This window comes from Alteromonas sp. 1_MG-2023 (assembly GCF_030547075.1).
Lineage (GTDB): Bacteria > Pseudomonadota > Gammaproteobacteria > Enterobacterales > Alteromonadaceae > Alteromonas.
Genome location: NZ_JAUOQH010000003.1, coordinates 227,212 through 248,080, shown reverse-complemented (window position 1 = coordinate 248,080; position 20,869 = coordinate 227,212). Strand labels below are relative to the sequence as shown.

At 41.2% G+C, this 20,869-nt stretch carries 18 protein-coding genes; 11 read left to right on the top strand and 7 right to left on the bottom strand.

Features of this window, described 5'->3' with window-relative positions:
• Position 1 precedes the first annotated feature (1 nt).
• From Q4561_RS04750 to Q4561_RS04730, 5 genes are all read left to right on the top strand, one after another.
• Positions 2-1,189 (top strand): hypothetical protein, encoded by a 1,188-nt coding sequence (locus tag Q4561_RS04750; RefSeq protein ID WP_303457968.1) that lies wholly within the window; start codon positions 2-4, stop codon positions 1,187-1,189.
• Positions 1,190-1,353: 164 nt separating this feature from the next.
• Complete coding sequence (locus Q4561_RS04745; RefSeq protein ID WP_303457967.1) at positions 1,354-1,881, top strand: hypothetical protein; 528 nt, start codon at positions 1,354-1,356, stop codon at positions 1,879-1,881.
• Between the two features lie 135 nt (positions 1,882-2,016).
• On the top strand, positions 2,017-2,283 hold the full coding sequence (locus Q4561_RS04740; protein ID WP_303457965.1) for a DUF3081 family protein: 267 nt from the start codon (positions 2,017-2,019) through the stop codon (positions 2,281-2,283).
• 162 nt (positions 2,284-2,445) lie between these two features.
• Positions 2,446-3,372, top strand: a complete 927-nt coding sequence (lpxL, locus tag Q4561_RS04735; RefSeq protein WP_303457964.1) for an LpxL/LpxP family Kdo(2)-lipid IV(A) lauroyl/palmitoleoyl acyltransferase — start codon at positions 2,446-2,448, stop codon at positions 3,370-3,372.
• A 119-nt stretch (positions 3,373-3,491) separates the two neighbouring features.
• Positions 3,492-4,106: a TcpQ domain-containing protein gene (locus Q4561_RS04730; RefSeq protein WP_303457962.1), complete on the top strand. Its 615-nt coding sequence runs from the start codon at positions 3,492-3,494 to the stop codon at positions 4,104-4,106.
• 172 nt (positions 4,107-4,278) lie between these two features.
• On the opposite strand, the gene glnE is transcribed toward Q4561_RS04730, so the two are convergent.
• On the bottom strand, positions 4,279-7,200 hold the full coding sequence (glnE, locus tag Q4561_RS04725; protein WP_303458126.1) for a bifunctional [glutamate--ammonia ligase]-adenylyl-L-tyrosine phosphorylase/[glutamate--ammonia-ligase] adenylyltransferase: 2,922 nt from the start codon (positions 7,198-7,200) through the stop codon (positions 4,279-4,281).
• Between the two features lie 116 nt (positions 7,201-7,316).
• On the opposite strand from glnE, the gene Q4561_RS04720 reads away from it, so the two are divergent.
• The gene (locus Q4561_RS04720) at positions 7,317-8,222 is read left to right on the top strand and encodes a DUF350 domain-containing protein (RefSeq protein ID WP_303457960.1); all 906 of its coding nucleotides are present in this window, start codon (positions 7,317-7,319) and stop codon (positions 8,220-8,222) included.
• An 84-nt stretch (positions 8,223-8,306) separates the two neighbouring features.
• Here Q4561_RS04720 and Q4561_RS04715 read toward each other — a convergent pair whose 3' ends face one another.
• Both Q4561_RS04715 and Q4561_RS04710 read right to left on the bottom strand, forming a co-directional pair.
• On the bottom strand, positions 8,307-8,708 hold the full coding sequence (locus tag Q4561_RS04715; RefSeq protein WP_303457958.1) for a hypothetical protein: 402 nt from the start codon (positions 8,706-8,708) through the stop codon (positions 8,307-8,309).
• Positions 8,709-8,992: 284 nt separating this feature from the next.
• Positions 8,993-9,355 (bottom strand): GIY-YIG nuclease family protein, encoded by a 363-nt coding sequence (locus Q4561_RS04710; protein ID WP_303458124.1) that lies wholly within the window; start codon positions 9,353-9,355, stop codon positions 8,993-8,995.
• Between the two features lie 37 nt (positions 9,356-9,392).
• Here Q4561_RS04710 and hldE point away from each other — a divergent pair, with 37 nt between their 5' ends.
• Both hldE and Q4561_RS04700 read left to right on the top strand, forming a co-directional pair.
• Positions 9,393-10,823 carry a bifunctional D-glycero-beta-D-manno-heptose-7-phosphate kinase/D-glycero-beta-D-manno-heptose 1-phosphate adenylyltransferase HldE gene (hldE, locus tag Q4561_RS04705; protein WP_303457956.1) on the top strand — a complete coding sequence of 477 codons (1,431 nt, stop codon included), beginning with the start codon at positions 9,393-9,395 and terminating at the stop codon, positions 10,821-10,823.
• 173 nt (positions 10,824-10,996) lie between these two features.
• Entirely contained in the window at positions 10,997-12,067 is a 1,071-nt protein-coding gene (locus Q4561_RS04700; protein ID WP_303457954.1) for an XrtA/PEP-CTERM system-associated ATPase, read from the top strand.
• A 21-nt stretch (positions 12,068-12,088) separates the two neighbouring features.
• On the opposite strand, the gene Q4561_RS04695 is transcribed toward Q4561_RS04700, so the two are convergent.
• The 4 genes from Q4561_RS04695 to Q4561_RS04680 are packed head-to-tail and all read right to left on the bottom strand — an operon-like array spanning position 12,089 to position 16,878.
• Positions 12,089-13,768 carry a TIGR03016 family PEP-CTERM system-associated outer membrane protein gene (locus tag Q4561_RS04695; RefSeq protein ID WP_303457952.1) on the bottom strand — a complete coding sequence of 560 codons (1,680 nt, stop codon included), beginning with the start codon at positions 13,766-13,768 and terminating at the stop codon, positions 12,089-12,091.
• Complete coding sequence (locus tag Q4561_RS04690) at positions 13,737-14,648, bottom strand: XrtA-associated tyrosine autokinase (protein ID WP_303457950.1); 912 nt, start codon at positions 14,646-14,648, stop codon at positions 13,737-13,739. The genes Q4561_RS04695 and Q4561_RS04690 overlap by 32 nt, the downstream gene beginning before the upstream one ends.
• Positions 14,648-16,216 carry an XrtA system polysaccharide chain length determinant gene (locus Q4561_RS04685; protein WP_303457948.1) on the bottom strand — a complete coding sequence of 523 codons (1,569 nt, stop codon included), beginning with the start codon at positions 16,214-16,216 and terminating at the stop codon, positions 14,648-14,650. The genes Q4561_RS04690 and Q4561_RS04685 overlap by 1 nt, the downstream gene beginning before the upstream one ends.
• 29 nt (positions 16,217-16,245) lie before the next feature.
• Positions 16,246-16,878, bottom strand: coding sequence for an XrtA/PEP-CTERM system exopolysaccharide export protein (locus tag Q4561_RS04680; RefSeq protein WP_303457946.1), 633 nt, complete (start codon positions 16,876-16,878; stop codon positions 16,246-16,248).
• Between the two features lie 150 nt (positions 16,879-17,028).
• Between Q4561_RS04680 and Q4561_RS04675 the strand changes: the two genes are divergently transcribed.
• From Q4561_RS04675 to xrtA, 3 genes are all read left to right on the top strand, one after another.
• Positions 17,029-18,435 carry a TIGR03013 family XrtA/PEP-CTERM system glycosyltransferase gene (locus tag Q4561_RS04675; RefSeq protein ID WP_303457944.1) on the top strand — a complete coding sequence of 469 codons (1,407 nt, stop codon included), beginning with the start codon at positions 17,029-17,031 and terminating at the stop codon, positions 18,433-18,435.
• 2 nt (positions 18,436-18,437) lie between these two features.
• Complete coding sequence (locus Q4561_RS04670; RefSeq protein ID WP_303457942.1) at positions 18,438-19,277, top strand: XrtA system polysaccharide deacetylase; 840 nt, start codon at positions 18,438-18,440, stop codon at positions 19,275-19,277.
• 62 nt (positions 19,278-19,339) lie between these two features.
• On the top strand, positions 19,340-20,857 hold the full coding sequence (xrtA, locus tag Q4561_RS04665; protein WP_303457941.1) for an exosortase A: 1,518 nt from the start codon (positions 19,340-19,342) through the stop codon (positions 20,855-20,857).
• Positions 20,858-20,869 lie beyond the last annotated feature (12 nt).

Here is a 20,869-nt window from a genome sequence, read left to right as displayed (position 1 = left end):
CGTGATTAAATCTATTGCTTTATTTGTGTCCACTGTGACTACTTCTTATACTTTGCTCGCCAATACCGATGTGACAGGCTCAGCGGGAGGCGAGTTACGGTATTTCTTGCAAGACCCCCTGTATGAAACGCAAGAACGTGCCTACGGTTCCGCTTTTCTTAGCCCTGAAACCTATACCGAGTGGAATGATGGTGAAGACAGCTTACTATTCAAACCTTTTTTTCGTGTGGATCAGTACGATGAAGAGAGAACGCACTTTGATGTTCGAGAGTTGCAGTGGCTGCATGTTTCAGATACATGGGAAACGAAAGTTGGCGTTGGCAAAGTATTTTGGGGGCAGACAGAGTCTATCCACCTCGTAGACATCATAAATCAAACTGACACTGTCGAATCGGTAGATGGGGAAGACAAGCTTGGTCAACCCATGGTCAACTTTTCTTATTTTAGCGACTTTGGTACTTTTTCAGCCTTTGTTTTGCCATATTTCAGAGAGCGAACTTTTGCAAGCGCTGATGGTAGGCTGCGACCACCCCTAGCGGTCGGCGATGCGCTATATGAGTCAGATAGTGAGCAAAGCCATGTTGATTATGCATTAAGATGGCAATCAACTATAAGTGATTGGGAAGTGGGTTTATCTTACTTTTCAGGAACAAGCCGTGAACCTGAACTCGTAACAAATATTAACGAAGAGGGGGTGCCTGAAATCCTTCCTTATTATGCGCAAATTAGCCAAGTTGGCGTAGATTTGCTGACGGTTTATGGCTCATGGTTACTTAAGTTTGAATCTATTTATCGTGAAGGACAGTCAGAAGATTTTGCTGCGGTGGTAACCGGCTTCGAATATACCACAGAAGGGATATTTGGGACGCAGTATGGCTTGGGCATATTAAGTGAGTACCAGTTCGATGAACGAGACGATAACTTTTTTGCGTTGGGGCAAAACGACCTTATGGTGGGGTTACGATTTACTGTTAATGATGTGGATGGTACGGAAGTACTAATGGGATACGTGCAGGACTTAGATGTATCGAGTACGTCTAGTGCATTTATCGAGGCGTCTAGTCGTATTTCACCAAATTGGCGCTGGCAGCTTGATGGATATTTCTTTTCCAGCGACGATGTAGATGATACTTTTTATTATATGAGAAGAGATGATCATCTTAAATTTACGCTTGAGTATTTCTTTTAGAAGATGCTTTAAAAGAAGTTTCAAATGCAGTGTTAAATAAAGTATTACAGCCAGTTCTAAGTAACGTTCTAACCATATATTTAAAAACAGTATTAAATTCAGGGGTTAAGTCTTGAATTTTAATGTTACAGTTCTGGCTTTGTAGTTTTTAACTTGAGGTTTTAATGAAGCAGTTAGTAGTCGGTTTTATTGTTCTTGTCGCATCGTTTAACGTACATAGTGCCTCCACTAGTTATGGTGTTGGTTCAATTGGGTATAGTGATTTTGAGTTTACGAGCCTTGATGATAGAGGGCTAACTTACAGCGTTGCCTACGGACGACAAGTTCATGAGCAATGGTATGCGGAAGTTGGCTACCTAAATCTGATTAACGACAGTGGAGGGGATACCGAACTCAATGGTGACGCACTTTACCTTGCGTTGTTAGGCAAAGCGAATAATCAATTCGGCGAGTTGTATTACAAACTAGGTATTGCTAACGCTGATATTTCAGGTAAGAGTTCTTGTGGAAATGATGTAATAACAGGCGATGCGTGTTCATTTGATGAGGGCGTAGTGGCAGGTATTATCGGGCTTGGATTTGATTACTATGTTGGGCTTAAATCCTCGGTGCGCTTTGAGTACGTTTACTTGAGTGGCGAAGATGATTTATCTGCTCATTTAATGTCTGTAGGTTTTCGCTACAAGTTCTAAAGTGTGTTGATAGCGCTGAGCTAATACTCTGCCGATGCGTTATTAGTAGTGTGATAGAGACGTTCTTAGCTGTGTAATCCAAACGTGCTTCTTCTGCGTAAAAAAGGTTATTAGTCAAAAACTAAGGAACCATAAATGAAAAACGAATTGGATAGTAAATTTCTACTGCAAGTGTTTGAAAAAATTCGAACTAACGGTGATAAGAAAGAAGATCAGTATCACCTTAATGGCATTGTTGCCTACACGGATTTGGACGGCTATACACTGTTTGTTGAAGACAAGAATTGTAAACTACAGTTTGGATTTCACAATCAATATCACTTTGACTATGAAACCGATGACCATTTTCATACCTTTGAGAAAAAACTAAAACAAATTGATAAAGAGTACGGCTCTCAGTAGTCATAAAACGAAGTAGTAGCTTAGTTACATTTCGGTGCGCATTTTGTATTTATGATTGACGTGATTCATATGGATTACACGAATTATTCCACCAACGCACTTTCGCCTTTAATGTGGTCTGCTACAATAGCGTACCTATTAATGTGTTAGGAATAGAGTGCGTTGGCTGCGGCAATTAAAGCTCCTAAATTTAAACTGTCTTTTCTTACTCCGAAATATTGGCCTATTTGGCTTGGGGTATTTCTTCTCTACTTAATCACCTGGTTACCGTTACCTGTCATCCGCCTTATAGGCAGTGGTGCAGGAAAGTTGATCGCAAAAATCGTCCCTAAGCGTGTGGAGGTAGCGAAAAGAAACCTCGAACTTTGGGACCCATCATTATCGGAAGCACAGGTGCAGGCGTTACTGAAAGAGAATGTGCGCCGAACCGGCATGGCCTTGTTTGAAACGGCGATGGGGTGGTGGTGGCCTGGGTGGCGAATTAAAAATGCGTTTGAGATAGAAGGTGCAGAGCACGTTGAAGCAGCTATGGCCAGTGGCAAAGGCGTTTTCGGCATGGCGCTGCACAATATGAACCTTGAGTTCGCCTGTAGAGGTATTGGCTACTTCCATCCTAGCATCGCATTTTATCGAAAGCACAATAACCCGCTCATCGACTATTTACAGTATCACGGGCGAAATCGCTCAAACAAATACATGATTGACAAGCGAAACGCAAAAGCATTATTAATGGCGTTGGAAGACAAAGAGTTGTGCTTGTATCTTCCTGATCAAGACTACGGACCAAAGCAAAGTGTGTTTGTGCCTTTTGGTGGTGTGGCTGAAACCGCGACCACAAGTGCTACGCTTATGTTTATCCGTCGTTCCAATAGCGTACCTATGCTGATCACGTCTCAGTACACGGCGAGGGGATACAAAATAAAGATATTCCCACCCCTGACTCATTTGGGGGAAATGGATGATATTGCTGCATTGACGGAATTGAACACTCACATTGATAGTGCAATTAAAGAGCAGCCTGAAAGTTACTTGTGGATGCATAAGCGCTTCAAAACTAGGCCAAGTAAAGACTCTCCCTCATTGTACTAACGGGGCGGTTAACTATTTATCGGTAAGGTGTACAATTGAAATGTCGGCGTTTTTTGCTTAAAGGTAGAAAATGGGTAGTTCACACTCTCGTTTGAGTTATTGGATGTACTGAAAAAGTCATGGCAAAAAAAGGTTATTCAAATACATTGTTTTGGGCGCGCCATATAGCGCTAGCACTCGTTTTAATTGTAATTGCGGGTTTTATGATTTATTTGCAACAAAATAATAGTGACAGTGCGCCTGCTGGTAATCCAATGGAAGAAAAATCAGTGGCCAAAGGTTTAAGTGAATTTTATCGAGAGTTTAGAATGTCTTCGACAGATCCGGTAAAAGAAGAGCAGGGTGCATTTGTGCTTGAAACCGGGGGCGTCGACCCGCAGCTTGATAACCGGCTAGAAAGCATGTCGAGTTTAACCTCTTCAGTAGACACTCGCTGGACGGGCGAACAGAAGTTTCGCACCTTTACAGAAGGCAGTACGTTAAGAGAATCGATTTCTGACTTTGCTCAAGCTGAGGGAATGCAATTAATATGGAATTTAGACCAAGATTTCGTGGTTAAGTATCAATTCCAGTTAGACAGCACGGTAGCGGGTTCGCTAGCAAAAATTGCTAGCGCCATCGATAGCAGTTTTGAAGGTGAGGTTAGAGCATACTTGTGTCCTGAACAGCGCTCATTAGTCGTTACCGCTCAAGAAACTGAATTTCTCGCCACACGTTGTAATCTAGTTCGTTAGCTATCATTTGATAGTTATCATAAAGAAGTCCTCTCTATGACAACGTATTTCAGGACGGGACAATCATTAGTAAAAAGGTGAGCAATTTACTCACCTTTTTTCGTTGCCGCTAGCAGCGCTTTACTTTTAAACGCTGCTATTACCAACATCACTATTACTACTAACATCTCTACTAACTACCACTACCACTACCACTATCACTTCCAGCCTTGGCTCCATCGCTAAATAGCATCTGCCAATATTCACTTACGGTTTCCCGCATTGTAGTTAAATGCTCAGTTTGTTCGGCATACTTTGTATCGGCAAGGGTAAGGTGATGGTATTGCTCACGAAGTGCTAAATAGGCTTGTTGGAGTGCTTGAGACTGTGTCTCATCAATGATGCCAGCGTTATGAGTAGCGTCTAGTAAACGTAAATTGTCTGAAAACTCCGTTAAGCTTTCAATTTTGTTCGCATAGGCTAACACCCAGTACTGAGTCATAAATTCAATATCTGCTATGCCGCCCACACATTGCTTTAAATCGACTTTTTGATTGCTTGCTGAGAGTAAATGCTTGCGCATTTTTGCACGCATTTCACTCACTTCGTTAGACAGGGTACTATTGTCGCGTTCAACTGAGAGAATATTATGACGCACCGTATTAAATGCGCTAAGCAGTGATATATCACCACAAATGCCACGGGCTCTCACTAGCGCTTGATGTTCCCATGTCCACGCCTCTTCTTGTTGGTAGCGCTCAAATCCATCGATATGACAACAAAGCAGCCCGGCATTTCCGGAGGGACGCAAGCGTAAATCCGTTTCATACAACTGACCAAATAAGGTTTTGGTGTTAAGCAGGTGCATAATACGCTGGGCTAGTTTTATGTAAAACTGCTGAGCTTCAATAGACTTGGTGCCATTGGTGGTAGATTGCCGCGGGGCATTGTGTAGAAAAACAAGGTCAAGATCTGAGCCGTAACCAAGCTCATAGCCGCCGAGTTTACCATATCCAATAACGGCAAAGCCCAGTTTACTGTCGTTTAAGTGAGAAGGCACACCAAAACGGTCAGAGATCTGGTGCCACGCTGCTTCAATCACCTGCTCAAGTAACACTTCTGCCAGTACGGTAAGTTTATCGCTTACATTCGCAATAGGTAGTGAGCCGCTAATATCACTTGCAGCAATTCGCAACTGCTGACATAGCTTAAATTGTCGCCAGGTATCCATGGCGAGTTCAACATCGTCATGTTCAACTCGCAGCATAATTTGTCGTAACTCTTGCCCGTATTCGTATTTACTGGTGGTGATATCTGAATTTTGCTGTTGTAAATACAGTGGGGTGAGTAACTCATCTAACAGTAATGGGAAGCGTTTTATCTCATTCGCTATCCACTCACTTCTGTCACATAGTTTTACCAGTTGCTGTAAAACATTGGGGTTTTCTAGCAGCAAATCTAAATAAGTTGTTCTTCCGGTAATAGCGTCAATTACGCCGAAGATGCGTTTTAAAACGTTGTTCGCTTTACTCGGGTCGAATTTAATCAGCACATAAAGAATTTCGGGAATAAGTTTATTAAGCGTATCTTCCCCTTTCTGACCCATTCTATAGCCGCGTTGATTTGTTTTGAAATCCTGAAGTTGTGCGCATATACCCGACGCATCTTCTTGGCTAATAAACGGGGTTAAGGTTGAACTGAACTCTTCTTTGTCGAGGGAAAGTTGCCACGCGTCACGGCAAGCTTCAAATAAGGTGTCTTCGCTAGTATGAGTATCTTTAGCTTCTTCAACTAATTCATTGAAGTGCCCATGTATACGGTCCATGGTGTTTTGCAGTTTTGCCATAAATTCGTCATACGAACCGAAACCTAGCACGGCAATTAATGCGTTTTTCTCCCATTCATTATCAGGCAGAGTTTGGGTTTGACGGTCTTGGCATTGTTGAAGCGTATGCTCAATTTTACGAAGAAAGAGATAGTCTTCCCGAAGCTGTTCAGTTACATCGGCTTCAACAACCTCAAACTCGGCTAACTTGATAAGGGTAGTAAGTAGTGACTTACTTTGTAGTTCTGTTTCTCTGCCGCCATGGATAAGCTGAAAGCTTTGTGCGAAAAACTCGACCTCGCGAATGCCTCCAGCCCCAAGTTTTATGTTGTTGCCCAAGCGCCTACGCCTAATTTCGGTGGCAATAAGGTGCTTCATGTTTCTAAGGGCATCAATAGTGGTGAAGTCTAGGTAGCGTCTGAAGGTAAAAGGCTTAAGTATGGCGTTTAGCGAAGCCACGTCTTCTGAACTATCGTCGTTGATCACCCGTGCTTTCACCATTGCAAAACGCTCCCAGTGACGGCCTTGCTCTTGATAGTAATCTTCCATGGCGTCGAAGTGCATGACTAAAGGGCCCGACTCACCAAATGGTCGCAAGCGCATGTCCACACGGTACACTTGCCCGTCGGTAGTCACCTTATTTAGTGCTTGAATCAGTTTTTGTGCTAAGCGTGTGAAGAATTGCTGATTTTCAATGGGCTTCTTTTCACCATTTGTCATGCCTTTCTCGGGGTAGGCAAAAATTAAATCGATATCAGATGAAAAGTTAAGCTCACGACCGCCCAATTTACCCATACCTAAAATGTACATGTGAATAGGGCCATTTTCACTCCAGGGCTGGCCATGTTTAGCCCGTAGCATTTTGTAAAACCATTGGTAAGCAGACGTGATTAATGCATCAGCTAACGCAGATACTTGCGCTAATGATTGCGTTATAGTCTGTTTGTTTAGCCCATCACGATACGTAATAGCAGCCATATGAAAATGGCGACATTGCCTAAGTGCACGTAACAGTTCGTCTTCTGTTTTTATGTCTTCTAAGTTATCCGCAACAGCATTTTGATAGAACGCCGTCGGCTTTTTAGGAATAGACTCAGCCAACATTGCCTCTATCCATTCAGGGTGTTGTATGCAAGTTTCAGCGAAAAAAAGCGAGCGTTCGAATAGGGTAGTAAGTTCGGTTTGGTGAAGCGCTAATTGGCTATTAAAGCGCTCATCATTTGAAAGCTTTTCCCAAGAATCATTGGCTTGTTGTGCATTGCTCATGGTATTTGTATTTTCTGTTGGCATAATACTGGCTTCGACAATAATAAATATTTCAAAACGTTGAGATAAAAAAGAGTCTGTCACAGTTTTTGGGGCGTAACCACCCTAAGGTTGTGTTTAGGTAAAAGGAGTAACAATACGTGGATGCTTTAATTAAACTCGTGCCGCTAGGTTCTGACTTATGGATTTACCTTGCCATCGATGTAAGTATCGCCCTAGCACTGTTGGTGGTTATGAAGTGGGTGACTGGGCTCATGAGAAAGAACTCAGTGACCGAAGAGCTTGGTATCAAAGATAATTTTGCTTTTGGTATTAGTATAGCGGGTGGCATGTTATCGCTGTGTATCGTGCTTAGTTCGGTAGTAGGTCGACATATCGGGCAGGGCTACAGTGAAGCAGCAACTGGTATGGTAACGTTTGGTATTGTTGGTATTTTGCTTGTGAAGTTTGGTCGTTTTGCCCATGACAAGCTGGTACTCAATCGCGTAGATACTCACGCCATGATTTCAGAACGCAGTGTAAGTGTTGCACTGGTAGATGCTGCAAGCTTAGTGGCAAGTGCCATCGTATTGAGAAATATTATGGTGTGGGTAGACGGTAGCGACATGAACGCCATTATTGCCATCGTTACTGGTTTTTCTGTGGTACTGACCATGTTGCTAGTGATGACCCGTATTTTAGAAGTGCGTTATGCCAGAGATAACCAGAACGACTCCTTTCAAGGCGCCCTTCGAAAAGGTCAGTTAGCGTTAGCTATAGAGCACTCGGGTAATTTACTAGGCACAGCTATGATAGTTTCAGCAGCGAAAAACTTACTGATTTATAACCCTTCAGGTTATGTAAGTAATGTAACAGGTTGGCTAGTGGTAAGTGTAGCGCTGGCTATCGCATTGCATATATTGGTGCTTATCAATAAGAAAGTGATCATGTTTGGCATGAACTTCAGACAAGAAGTTGATCAACAACACAATGTTGGCGTCGCTTCATTAGGCTTTACGCTAAGCATAGGTACTGCGATGGTGATTAATGGCGTATTGGGTGGTTGAGCTAGTTCGTCTTCTAGCTATTGGAGTAATTCAATTTATATTCAATAAATTTATAATGTTAAAGCATAAAGTAATACATTGTATTTATGCTTTAACATTGATTTTAGGAGACAATTGATACCCATCATATTCATGAAGTACATCAAGGAAGTCTGACCATTGTTTTTCTGATTTTGTATCTCCTATACTTTTTGCAAAATCTCGACTGTTTTTTATTTGAGCAACAAAGTCTTTACTCTCCACGCCAACGAATGAGCCGTTTTCAAATTTAAAGCTATCATATGGGAGAACAAGTAATCGACCATCACCAGTTTCTTTGATAAGTGCATTTAATTCATCCATGCCAATGTTGTGCATGTCTACAGTTCTTGATTCTGTATTTTTTCCTGTGACATCAGGCAATTCATTGCCCCTTTTTTTTGGGTCTTTAGGTTGTTGAACTGGCTGGTTTTGGCTGTATATAGCTGTTTGATTACCGATAATCATGAGGAATATCCTTATTGCTGGTTTTAAGCATATAAAACCAGCAATAAGGGTGCCGTTTTTAAGAGGAGATGGCTCTAAAATAGGGCTTTTATAATTATCCGAGGTTAAAACAAAGCTTATAAATAAGTAATGTTAAAGTGAAATATTGGGATCGATATTGATACAAATATGAGGAATATAGACATCAATATGGAGCGGGGAAAGTGGTCGCCTCAAATATTCATGGTAAATATGCACCGCAAATATTTTTGGCGTAACCTTGAGGGCTTTGATTACAAGCGATACTACTGATAGTCGGAAGGAGAAATATACTGGCTGTTTTGACATAAGTCTTCACATAGGTTTTTAGGCAAAACCTTCTGTTTGACGATAGCCCGTTTTTTCTCTTTAGAAAGCCGTTTTACTTTGTATTCAATTTGCGAAGCTGTCGACCTATCTCCGATTAAAAAAATGGCCCTAAATTGAAGCGGGCCTTTTCCCTTTAATGCCCGAGCGCCCCCAACGATTTCACCCCTATGCTGAGATATTCTTCGCGCCGGCGAAGTCGTAATGCCTGTGTACAATTGCCCCAGTTTATTTTCTATAAGATAAAGATACCAAGTTGAAGGCTGCTGGTGGGTATTCACGTTGTTGGCTGTTATACTCATTGGCAATTTGAAATACATCGATAAAGTTGTCTCATCAATGATTTTACCAGATTTTAGTAAAGCGAAAGTGCTTATTGTAGGTGACCTAATGCTAGACCGCTATTGGAGCGGTGGCACAGGTCGTATTTCTCCTGAAGCCCCTGTACCAGTGGTGAATGTTCAGTCATCTGAAGACCGCCCAGGCGGCGCGGCCAATGTGGCTGTGAACGTGGCCACCCTTGGGGCTAAAGTCACGCTTCTAGGCATGTGCGGAAACGATGAAAATGCCAAATTACTGCGTGAGCGCTTAGAATCCTTCGATATCAATTGTCAGTTTTTTGCCGTTGAAGGCCAAGATACCATAACCAAACTTCGTGTGATGAGCAGGAATCAGCAATTGCTTCGGTTAGATTTCGAAAAGAGCTTTGCCGATTCAGATAAATCTGAGTTAGAAGCCGCATTCGATAATGCGCTTAATGGTGTTGATATTGTTATATTATCTGACTACGCCAAGGGCTGTTTAAGTGATCCTCAGGCGCTTATTCAAGCCGCTAAAGCAAAAGGAAAGCGAGTGATTGTCGACCCGAAAGGGAACGATTTCACTAAGTATGCTAATGCCACGCTAATTACGCCAAATATGGAAGAGTTAAACCATGTGGTGGGCGAGTCTACGACAGAAAAGTCACTGGTTGAAAATGCGCAAAGCGTTAAAACAACCTTGAACTTAGATGCGCTACTGTTGACCCGCTCTGAGCAAGGTATGACCTTGTTTGAGGGAGACAACGCAGAGTTTCACTTACCTGCAAAAGCGAAAGAAGTGTACGATGTGACTGGCGCTGGCGATACCGTGGTATCAACATTAGCGGTGGCGTTAGCAAGTAAGTTGCCTCTTCAGGCCGCCTGCGTGTTAGCTAATTTAGCCGCCAGTGTAGTGGTAGGCAAATTAGGTACGTCTACGGTAAGTAACACTGAATTGGCCCTAGCCTTGGGAGAACAATCTGTTCACCTAGATGGCGGTGTAATGACCGAAGGCCAGCTTGAAATGGCAATGGCTGCAGCAAAAGCCCGTGGCGAACGTATTGTGATGACAAACGGCTGTTTCGATATTCTGCATTCTGGCCATGTGGCGTATTTAGAAGAAGCTGCATTGTTAGGCGACAGGTTAATCGTTGCGGTAAATACTGATGCGTCTGTCACCAAGCTCAAAGGCCCAGGAAGACCTGTAAACAATACAAGTCGCCGTATGGCCGTGTTAGCGGGCTTAAGTGCCGTGGATTGGGTAGTGCCTTTCACCGAAGATACTCCCCAGCGTTTAATCGCCTCGTTATTGCCAGATATATTGGTAAAAGGCGGTGATTATCAAATTGAAGATATTGCTGGTGGAAAAGAAGTCATTGCCAATGGCGGTGAAGTGAAAGTGTTAATCTTCGAAGATGGGGTATCGACCACTGGTATTATTGAGCGTATAACGCGAAACAAGCTAACGTAGCTTTTTTTAGATTTACCTTTTTAGCTGCATTTACCTTTGTTTTTATTATTGGCTCTACTTCTGCCGTAGCAAAGGTAAAATGTTGCTATTGATTTGCAATGTAAGTAGTAGGGCTAGCAATAAGATAACTAGCCTAGCCAGCAATATGAATAGTTTTTCAAACGGATATCAGTATGTACGAAAGTTATTATGGACTTAACGCTAAACCCTTTCAGCTAACGCCAGATCCAGGCTTCTTTTTTGCCAGTAAATGGCATAAGCGGGCCATGTCTTATCTTCAATATGGGTTGTCGCAGGCTGAAGGGTTTATCGTCATCACAGGTGACATAGGTACGGGAAAAACAACCGTAGCAAATAGTCTGCTGGCTGAAATTCAAGATGATATTTTCGCGGCCCAAATAGTAACGCCAAAACTGTCTCCCGACGAGCTGGTTAAAATGGTGGCGTCTAAGTTTGACATAAATACAGACGGCAGAAGCAAAGCTGAAATTTTAAAGATGTTAGAAGTGTTTCTGTACGACTTAAGTACCCAAGGCCGTCGTGCATTGCTGCTAGTAGATGAAGCGCAAAATTTGCCGTTAGAATCGATAGAAGAGTTGCGTATGCTGTCGAATTTTCAGCTTAATGGTAAGCCATTAATTCAAAGCTTTCTATTAGGCCAAGAAGAGCTACAACCCATATTACGCGCACCTAATATGGAACAGTTCAGACAGCGAATTGTGGCGTCTTGTCATTTAGCACCGCTCACGTTACAAGAGAGTAAAGAGTATATTGAGTACCGATTGCACCATGCAGGCTGGAATGGAGTAGATTTGTTTTCTGAAGGCGCTTACGAGCGCATTTTTCAGTTTACTCGGGGTGTGCCTCGTAAAATTAATACGTTGATGGATCGCATCATGCTTTTCGGCTTTTTAGAGGAGCTTAAAAGCTTTGATGAAGATGCAGTGAAAGAAGTCATAGATGAAGTGAAAGCTGAGATGTTTGAGCCTGAGGGGGGAGCGCCGAGTAAAGAGCCTGCGGCCTACGATGAACACCCTCAAGATAAAGTGATGATGACACCAAAAGGTAATGTTATCAGAGACTCAAAATACTATATCGATATGCTTGGAGAACTAGTAGATGCGCTCGATGATGCGATTTCACAGAAAGTCAAAATGTCTCAGTATGTCGATAAACTGATGAAAAAGAAATTTAAAACCTACATTCGTTTAAAAGCAGACGATAAAAAAGACTCACAGGAATAAAATTAGTTTACTAATACTTTACTACTGATAGGTGTACGTAACAGAAAGCGTAATACGCCTATCGGTATAATCATTGCCATATAACCCTCCACCAGATGCTAAGTCCCCACTTTTATCAATGTAACTAAGATCTAAACTAGCCTCTAAGTGTTGGCCGAAGCTTCTATCAAGGCCTAATGTAGCATTTAAGTTGTCACTGGTGCCATCATAAGTGTTGTCCTCAGATTGGCCATCAATTTTGGCGAAGCTTAACGAAGTGTTTAAGTTGGTGTAAGAACCCAACTTATAAGAAAGTGTAGTAGTTAACGAGAGCGTGCGCTGCAACCTGTCTTCATCCAAATAATCGTTTTCAGAGTATATCCAGGACATACCTAAATTTATTCTCGAAAAACTGTAGCCCATCTGAAAATTAGTACGCTTTTGTAGGATGATGCTGTCATCAAAGTCTAAATTTTGAGAACTTAGTTGAACAAACTGTTCATCAACTGAAGGAGTGTAAGTTAAGCTACTAGGCTGAAAACAACTGGAAATAGAAGACGACGTAACAGGACATACAAAAACACCTAAATTTTCAGTGTCTGATAACAACCGAGAGGTATTAGTAACGTCTTCGCTGTAGGTAAGGGATGATCTGAAGTACTTTGAATTATATTTTATGTTCGCAGACGCTGACTCACCATAGAATCTGCGTCCGTAACTGCCTCCTATTTGAGTGCGTGCACTTAACGCCCAAAGCATATCTAGCCCAACGAATGTCTCATCATCATCTTCATCAACATCCGAGTCGCTTTTATTCGCTGTAATAGCTATATATCGATTTTCAGATTGTCGATAGGTTAGTCCTACACCGAAAGAATTGTATTCGCGAGTCAAACTGTTTGTATCAGTTCTATTAGAGACTTGATTAGCCTCATGGCTTGCAGTTAATCGTATGGCCCAATGTTCCAGTACTCGAAAATCGGTAAATGCATCAGCAGTTCGAGTGATAAAGTCGTTGCTGCTCGACTGATTACTTTCTGTGTTTTGATATGAGCCTGTTGCTTCCCAAATGACATACCTACTGTATTCGCCATTAGTTAACGTACCAAATAACTGATACGAATCATTATTAAGTGAAGTACTACTTGTAGTGGAAGACTCAGACGCTACATCTGAATAGGACGCGCTTCCTTGTGCATTCACCCAGTTATTTTTATCAATTAATAATGTAGATGAAAGTGTGTTATTGCGGGTTTTAGCTAAACTATCTGAATTAGTTAAAAAGTCAGAAACTAAAAAACTGCTTGAGTCAGCATTTCGATAATCCAATGCTCCCGTAGCCTGAAAGGTTAGAACCTCATTCAGTGGAGCCCACTGGGCGGAATAACTATATTCCGCATAATTTTGGGTTTGACCGATATCATCATTGTCACGCTCTAAATGCGTTAATGTTCCTGACCATAATCCATTAAAAGTACGAGATTGATATATAGCATTAACCTTGGGGGTTATCGTAAAAGTGCTGAGCGAGAGCTTTCCATTTTCCTCGGTATCGATATTTTGAAACACACTTTCTGCTTGCGCCGAGCCGGTAATGTCTACATTCGCATATGTTGAAGGCGAAATGGCAGCGATAGCAACCGCTAGGTACGCTTTTCTATTAAAGTACTTGAACCCGACGTCGGGAGCTTTAGTCTTTGCGCTCAGAGTAGTAATAACCATAATATCCGCTTCCATCGGTGTCATTATGCACAGATTTGTTCACCACAAATCCAATTGCCATGTCAGGGTTAAGCCGCTCAACAGACATCTTCACGTCATTTAACTTAGCTTTTCCTTCTTCAACTACTACTACGGCTTGCCCCGCAAAGTTCGCTAATATTGCGCTTTCATTAATACCAATAAGTGGAGGTGTATCAAAAATAACAATGCGATCTGGGTAGCGATTAGCAAATTCATCAACTGTTTCGTGCATTTTTTGACTAGCCAACATCTCAGTTGATAAATGATGAGAGCGGCCAGCTGGTATTATTTTTAATTTATCAATATTAGTGGGGTAGAGTACTTGAGAAATATCATCTACTTCGCCAGTTAAGTATTCCATCAAGCCTTTACGCTTCTCTAAGCCTAAGGTATTTAGCACGTTAGGCTTCAGTACGTCAGCATCAACGAGTAGAACTGTTTTGTCCTGCTCTGAGGCAATACTTAACGCTAAGTTGGTTGCCGTAAAAGTCTTACCTTCAGAAGGTCGACTACTTGAAACCATTATAATATTTGGGTTGTGTAGTGTTTTCGCTAGTGACCCAAAAGCATTTGCCAATAGTTTGCGTTTTATCTCCCGATATTCTTCGTTAATTTGTTTACGTTCACCATTAACGGAAATATGACCTTTTTGACTTAAACGCTCTAAATCAATTTGAAATTCAGGCAAGGAGTTCTGACGGCTCACTTCATGGTCTATCAAAGCTGAATAATTCTCTATTTCGTCTAATTTACTCTGCTCAGGTATAGACTCTTCTGGAGTACCGCTCTCCGATGAGTTTGCTTTTCTCTGAGCTTCTTTTTTTTGTTTTAAGAGCGCTTTTTCAATTGTATTTCGCATTACACTAGCCCTCTAAAGAGGTCGATATTCATTATATCTGCGGCGACGAGTACGCCGTACATAGCAAGGATGGTTCCTGACGATAACAAAAAGATAGCTAACCTTAAGCGATTTTTTTTGTGAATATCTTTAATATTTAAATGAGTAACCGTTCCCCATATAGGGAAGTCTGAAATTTGCATAAGTTGTTTAGGTCGGATCAATATGGGTGTTAACTGACTCACTAAGAATGCTACAGCAACTCCAGAACCGAAACCTAAAACAAGCATTGCAGTATAAAGAATCAATCTATTTGGACCCGAAGGTTGTTTAGGAACTAATGGCGGTTCAATAATCCTAAACTGTAGGTCTTCAGATGAAACATCGGCACGTCTCGATAAATCGGCTGATTCTCTTCGAGATAATAGCTCTTCATATTTGTCTTTTGTAATATCGTAATCACGGTTAAGTGCTGAAGACTCAGCTTCAATTTGAGGTATTAAATCTACCTTCGATTCTAACTCAGCAATTTTCGATTCCACGTCAGTTTCTTTAACTTTCAAAGACGCAATCTGGCTTTCAAGGCGACTGACCTCTAATTTTATTTCTCTGTTCAGTTCACTCAAAGGCTGGGAATTACTGTCATCATCCTGGCTTAAAAACGCTTCAATTTCTCTAGTACGAGCATTTTCTAAGCTTTCTAACAGCGCTTTAGTTTCTACTACATCAGGATGTAACGCGGTAAAACGAAGATTTAATCCATCGAGCTCTTCTTCCAGTTTTCTTATTCTATCGTCGTAACGGGTCCGTAATACGGGTTCTTCTATACTCGTTACACCGAAGCTATCACTAGATTTTTTACCGCTGATTTGTTTTGCTAGCGAATCAGCTTGTTGACGGGTTTGGCGAATGAGTAGACGAGTAGCTTCTAGTTCATCCTTAAATTTTTGTAGACTCGCAAAATAGGAGCCTGCTAGTGGAAGAATGTCATTGTATTGGCGTTTAAAGTTTGCAAGTCGCTGCTCTGCTTCAGAAAGCCTAGCTTCGTATTCAGCAATCTGTTCATTAAGAAAACGGCCCGCAGTATCTGTATCCTTTCTATTATTGCCTAGTGAACCTTCAACAAAAAGATCTAGCGTTTCTTGCACTACTCGTTGAGCAACCGTAGCTTCGCTATGCGAAAAAGATATATTGTAAATATTGTCACGACCCGTCGATTGAAGCTTGATTTGATTAGAGAGCCGAGTGACTAACGATTCAAATTCAGTTTCATTTTCGGTAGTGATGTCTAAATCACTCTCCCTAGCGATTTTTTCAACATTACTCCTACTTAATAGAGTCTTAGCCATCATCTGAATTTCTTGGTCAGGATTGGTCTGAATGGCTAAACCGCGCAATAACGGTTGTAAAACTGAACGAGTGTCCACAAAAACTTGCGCCTTGGAAGAAAACTCGTCAGGTAATGTTGTTACATAAAAAAAGCCCAGAGGGCATATAAGCCACGAAAATATAATTACGTAGCGCTTTTTGATCCAAATTCCCTTTAAGAAATCAAGAAGCTGAATCAGCGTTTGCTGTAAATCCTGCATGTTATTGTGTGTTCCGTATACTGCTAGAACTAAAACCAGGCTTCTGGAATGATAACGATATCACCAGGTAGCATGTCGATATTTTTAGAAATATCACCATCTCTAATAAGATCGTCGATGCTGAGTTCAAATGTTTTTTGTTTGCCCTCAATCACTCTTACCAGTTTAGCATTATTTCCACTGGCGAACTCGGTTAAACCACCTACCGCTATCATTAAGTCTAATAGCGTCATGTGCTCAGTAAAGTTAACAGCGCTGGGATTAGTAGCTTCTCCGATAACACGTACTTGTTCACTTAACGGTCCTGTGAATCGGCCTACACTCACCGTTACTCTCGGGTTGTTGATGAACTTTGACAGTTGCTCCTCAATTTCTCTTGCAAGCATAGTAGGAGTTCGACCTGCCACGTCAATATCTTCAACTAGAGATGTGGTGACTTTTCCATCTGGACGAACAGTAAACTGTCCTGACACTTCAGGGTTTCGCCAAACAAATATAGTCAGTAAATCTCCAGGTCCAATAAGATACTGATAGTCATTCACATCCGTCGTTAGCGAAGGGCGAGTGGTTGCTTGTGGCAAGGAAGCTTGATTACTGCAACCAGCAAGAATAGTTACAAAAAATATAACATAAATAGTAAAAGTGCTTTTAAAGCGGTACATAAGAGATCATCCTACACTCATATGGTTAAATTTGCTTTCTTAGGTTTACCCTACGGTAAATCACACTATAATGCCAACAACAAATCTAGTCTATTAGAAAAATTCCCTTTATGATGGGAAAAACGCGTTATTTTTTAAAGGGAGCCAGGGGTGGCAGTAAATAAGCGAAATCAAAATAAACGCTCGAATATCTTAGTGATAACGGAAGCGTTGCTAATTGCTTATATGGGGTATATCTCTCATTTTATTTTGACTCAGGTGGGGCTAACCTCCACGGTTCCGGTAGAAAAACTCATTCTAAATATTGGATTGTTAACAATTGCAATTCTAATCTGCTCTTTATCTGTAGGACTTTATGAGGCAAAACTTCGCGAGACATTTAGGGGTATCATTCGCAGAATTTTCGTTAGCGTTGGTTTGAGCTATTTTTTAGTTGAAGTGATTAGTCGAGCGCTTTTCGATGAGTTTGTAATGAACGGCTACTTCCTTCCTGCTTCTGTATGCTCAATTATAATTACTTTAGTCATCTTTCGTTATTTTACAAATAGACTGGGTCTGCTTGGGCTAGGTAAAGTTAGAATAGTCGTATTAGGGGCAGGGGAAAGAGCATCAATTATTGAAAAGCGCATGCGCAGAGATGTCGACAGGATAGGCTTTGATTTAATCGGGTTTGTACCTATTCCAGGCGACAATCGAGAAGACGGTATACGACGAGAAAAAGTCGTGCACGTGAAGGTAGATGAAAATTTCCAACAGTTTATTATCGACAACGATATTGAAGAAATTGTTATTGCATGCGATCAGCGCAGAGGAACTTTACCAGTAGAGGTACTTTTCGACTGTCGTTTACGAGGTATTGAAGTAACAGAGTTACTCGATTTCATGGAACGTGAAACGGGTCAAATAGTCGTTAATTTAATGTACCCAAGTTGGGTTATTTACTCGAATGGATTTCAAAGTCAAAACTACCTTCGGGACGCCTTGGATTATAGCTTAAACACAGTTTTAGCGTTTTGCGTTTTTGCGTTTGTATGGCCAATTATGTTGGTGACAGCGGTTATAATTTACTTTGATGATGGACGAAGAACCGGAGTGTCTGTTCTTTACAGGCAAGAAAGAGTAGGTTTAAACGGTAAGTTATTTAAAATTTTAAAATTCAGAAGTATGCGGCCTGATGCAGAAAAAGATGGTGCAAAATGGGCAAGTAAAAATGATGACCGCGTAACAAGAATAGGGCATTTTATTAGGAAGTACCGCATAGACGAATTACCTCAATTACTCAATGTGTTTAAAGGTGAAATGTCATTCATTGGCCCCCGACCTGAGCGGCCTCAGTTTGTAGAGCAGTTAGTCAAAGAAGTGCCTTATTATAATCAGAGACACAATGTGAAACCCGGCTTAGCTGGTTGGGCACAACTTAATTATCCCTATGGTGCTAGTGTGGAAGATTCAATGGAAAAGCTAAAGTTTGACCTTTACTACGTTAAGCATCAAAGCTTGTTGCTAGACATACTTATTCGTACCGTAGAAGTGGTGCTATTTGGTAAAGGACGATAATCATGAAACTTGATGGTCGTTTAAACGCCATGACAGTAGATGTAGAGGATTACTTCCAAGTATCTGCCTTCGAAGGTGTAATAAATAAAAAAGATTGGGATAGTTTAAGTCTTCGGGTTGGTGATAACACTCACCGGCTTCTTGATTTATTCGCTAAAACCAACGTTAAATGCACTTTCTTTACTTTGGGATGGGTGGCGCAACGCTGCCCTGACGTCATAAAACGTATGGTCAATGAAGGGCATGAGTTGGCAAGCCATGGCTTAGCTCATCGCAGACTAACTACAATGACACCTGAAGAGTTTAGAGAAGATGTAACGCAAAGTAAGGCAATCCTAGAAGATATTAGTGGTGTCAGCCTTAAGGGTTACCGTGCACCAAGCTTTTCGGTAAATGATAGCAATACATGGATTTATGAAACGCTTAAAGATTTAGGCTTTAGTTATTCTTCGAGTACTTACCCTATAGAACATGATTTGTACGGCGTACCTGAATGGCCTAGGTTTAAATATGAAAGGAAGGAAGGGATTACTGAAATTCCTATCCCTACTATTCGAAAAAACGGAGATAATGTTGGTATTGGCGGCGGTGGGTATTTTCGCCTTTACCCTTATTGGTTATCCAAAAAACGAATTTTAAAGTTTATGGAGCAAGAACCGCACCCTTATAGCTTTTATTTCCACCCGTGGGAAATTGATGCAGAACAACCCAAATTGTCAGACGCTCCTTGGAAGTCCAAATTTAGACATTATGTTAACCTATCCAGAATGGAAGGTAAGGTGACCAGTTTATTGAACGATTTTAATTGGGTCACTATGCAAGAAGCTTATGATATTAAATAAAATGCTATTCTGTCACCCTAACTACTTGTAGCGTGATAATAGTGATATAGGGACGCGCCGTAATGACAAGGAAAAGTGAAGTGATGTCTGATCCTAAAAATACTAATAACAATGCTAGCGCCTTAGAATTTAAAGCTAAAGTTGGTCGGCCACTTCACTTACTATCAATCTTACTTGTTCTTATTTTATGGTGCTTTTTTTGTTGGCAGGGTTTAGTCACTGTCGTGGATATATGGTGGGGTAACGAAATATTCAACCATGGTTTTTTCGTGGTTCCAGGTGCTTTTTACTTAATATATCTCAACAGAAAACAATTTCTCAGCGTACCATGGAAAACGTCGTGGTACGCATTTGTAGTTATTATTCCTAGTTTATTAGTCTATGTGATTGGAGTTGCAGGTGACGTTCAACTATTTTTGCACGCTGCAACATTTACACTTCTGCCTTCGCTAATTTGGTTTATTGTTGGCGATAAAGCCGCGCGAACGATACTGTTTCCATTGTGTTTTATGTTCTTTAGCGTGCCGGTAGGAGAACAATTAATTCCCTACTTGCAGGAAATAGCTGCAGATGGTTCGGTTGCTCTGTTAAAGCTTACTGGAATTCCCCTTTTTAGAAGTGGGCTTTATATCGAAATTCCTCAAGGTCGCTTTTTAGTTGCAGAAGCTTGTTCAGGCGTAAGCTTTTTCATTGTAAGTTTTGTTATTGGAAGCTTGTATTCTTACTTAAATTTAGTTTCTTCCAAGCGCCAAATTACGTTTGTCGCTATCTCTCTAGTATTCCCGATTATGGCCAACGTGCTTCGCGTTTACGGGATTATCTTAATCGCATACTGGACCGATATGGAGTATGCGGCAGGAGCAGATCATCTAATTTACGGCTGGTTCTTTTTTGCTTTCGTGATCGTATGTTTATTGGGTATAGGTGAACTGATGAGAGAAAAGAACAGTCCAGCGCAATCCGAAATTCAATTATCGCCTTCTTGGCAAATAAACAAAGCAGCGTTTTTTTGCTGTGTATTGTTGATAGTTTCAAGTAGCGCTTGGTTGTATCAAGTTAAGCAGGCATCGGACAACGTTAGTAACTTAACATCAAGCTTTGTGAGTATTAATACGAGCCAATGCGATAACATTGCCGTTGATTTGAAGCCTGAGTTTGATAACCCAAACAGCGTTAGTAAAACGGGTATTTTAGTAGACGGGCAGTGCGTAGGGACCATTTATGAAGCTTGGTTTAGTGGCGTCGAGAACGAGCTCATTAGTGACATCAATAGGGCTTATAGTCAAGATAGTTGGAGCTTAATTTCTAAGGAAGACAGTACCGTGGAGGTTTCTCGTTTAGGATTATCACTGCCAACATTTTTGCTGTCATCACCCTCCGGAGATAAAGTGAAGTACACTTTATGGTTTGAGTTGGGTAACTCGCGTTTTGCTTCAAAAATAGATACTAAATTACAAGAAATAACCGATGCCTTATTTGGGAAAAGACGCCAAGGAAAAATTACTATAGTCGCCACACCCTTCGACTCTGACTTAAATAAACCATTGTCGAAATTAATGGTAGAAGACTCGCAACTATAATTTTACAAGGCG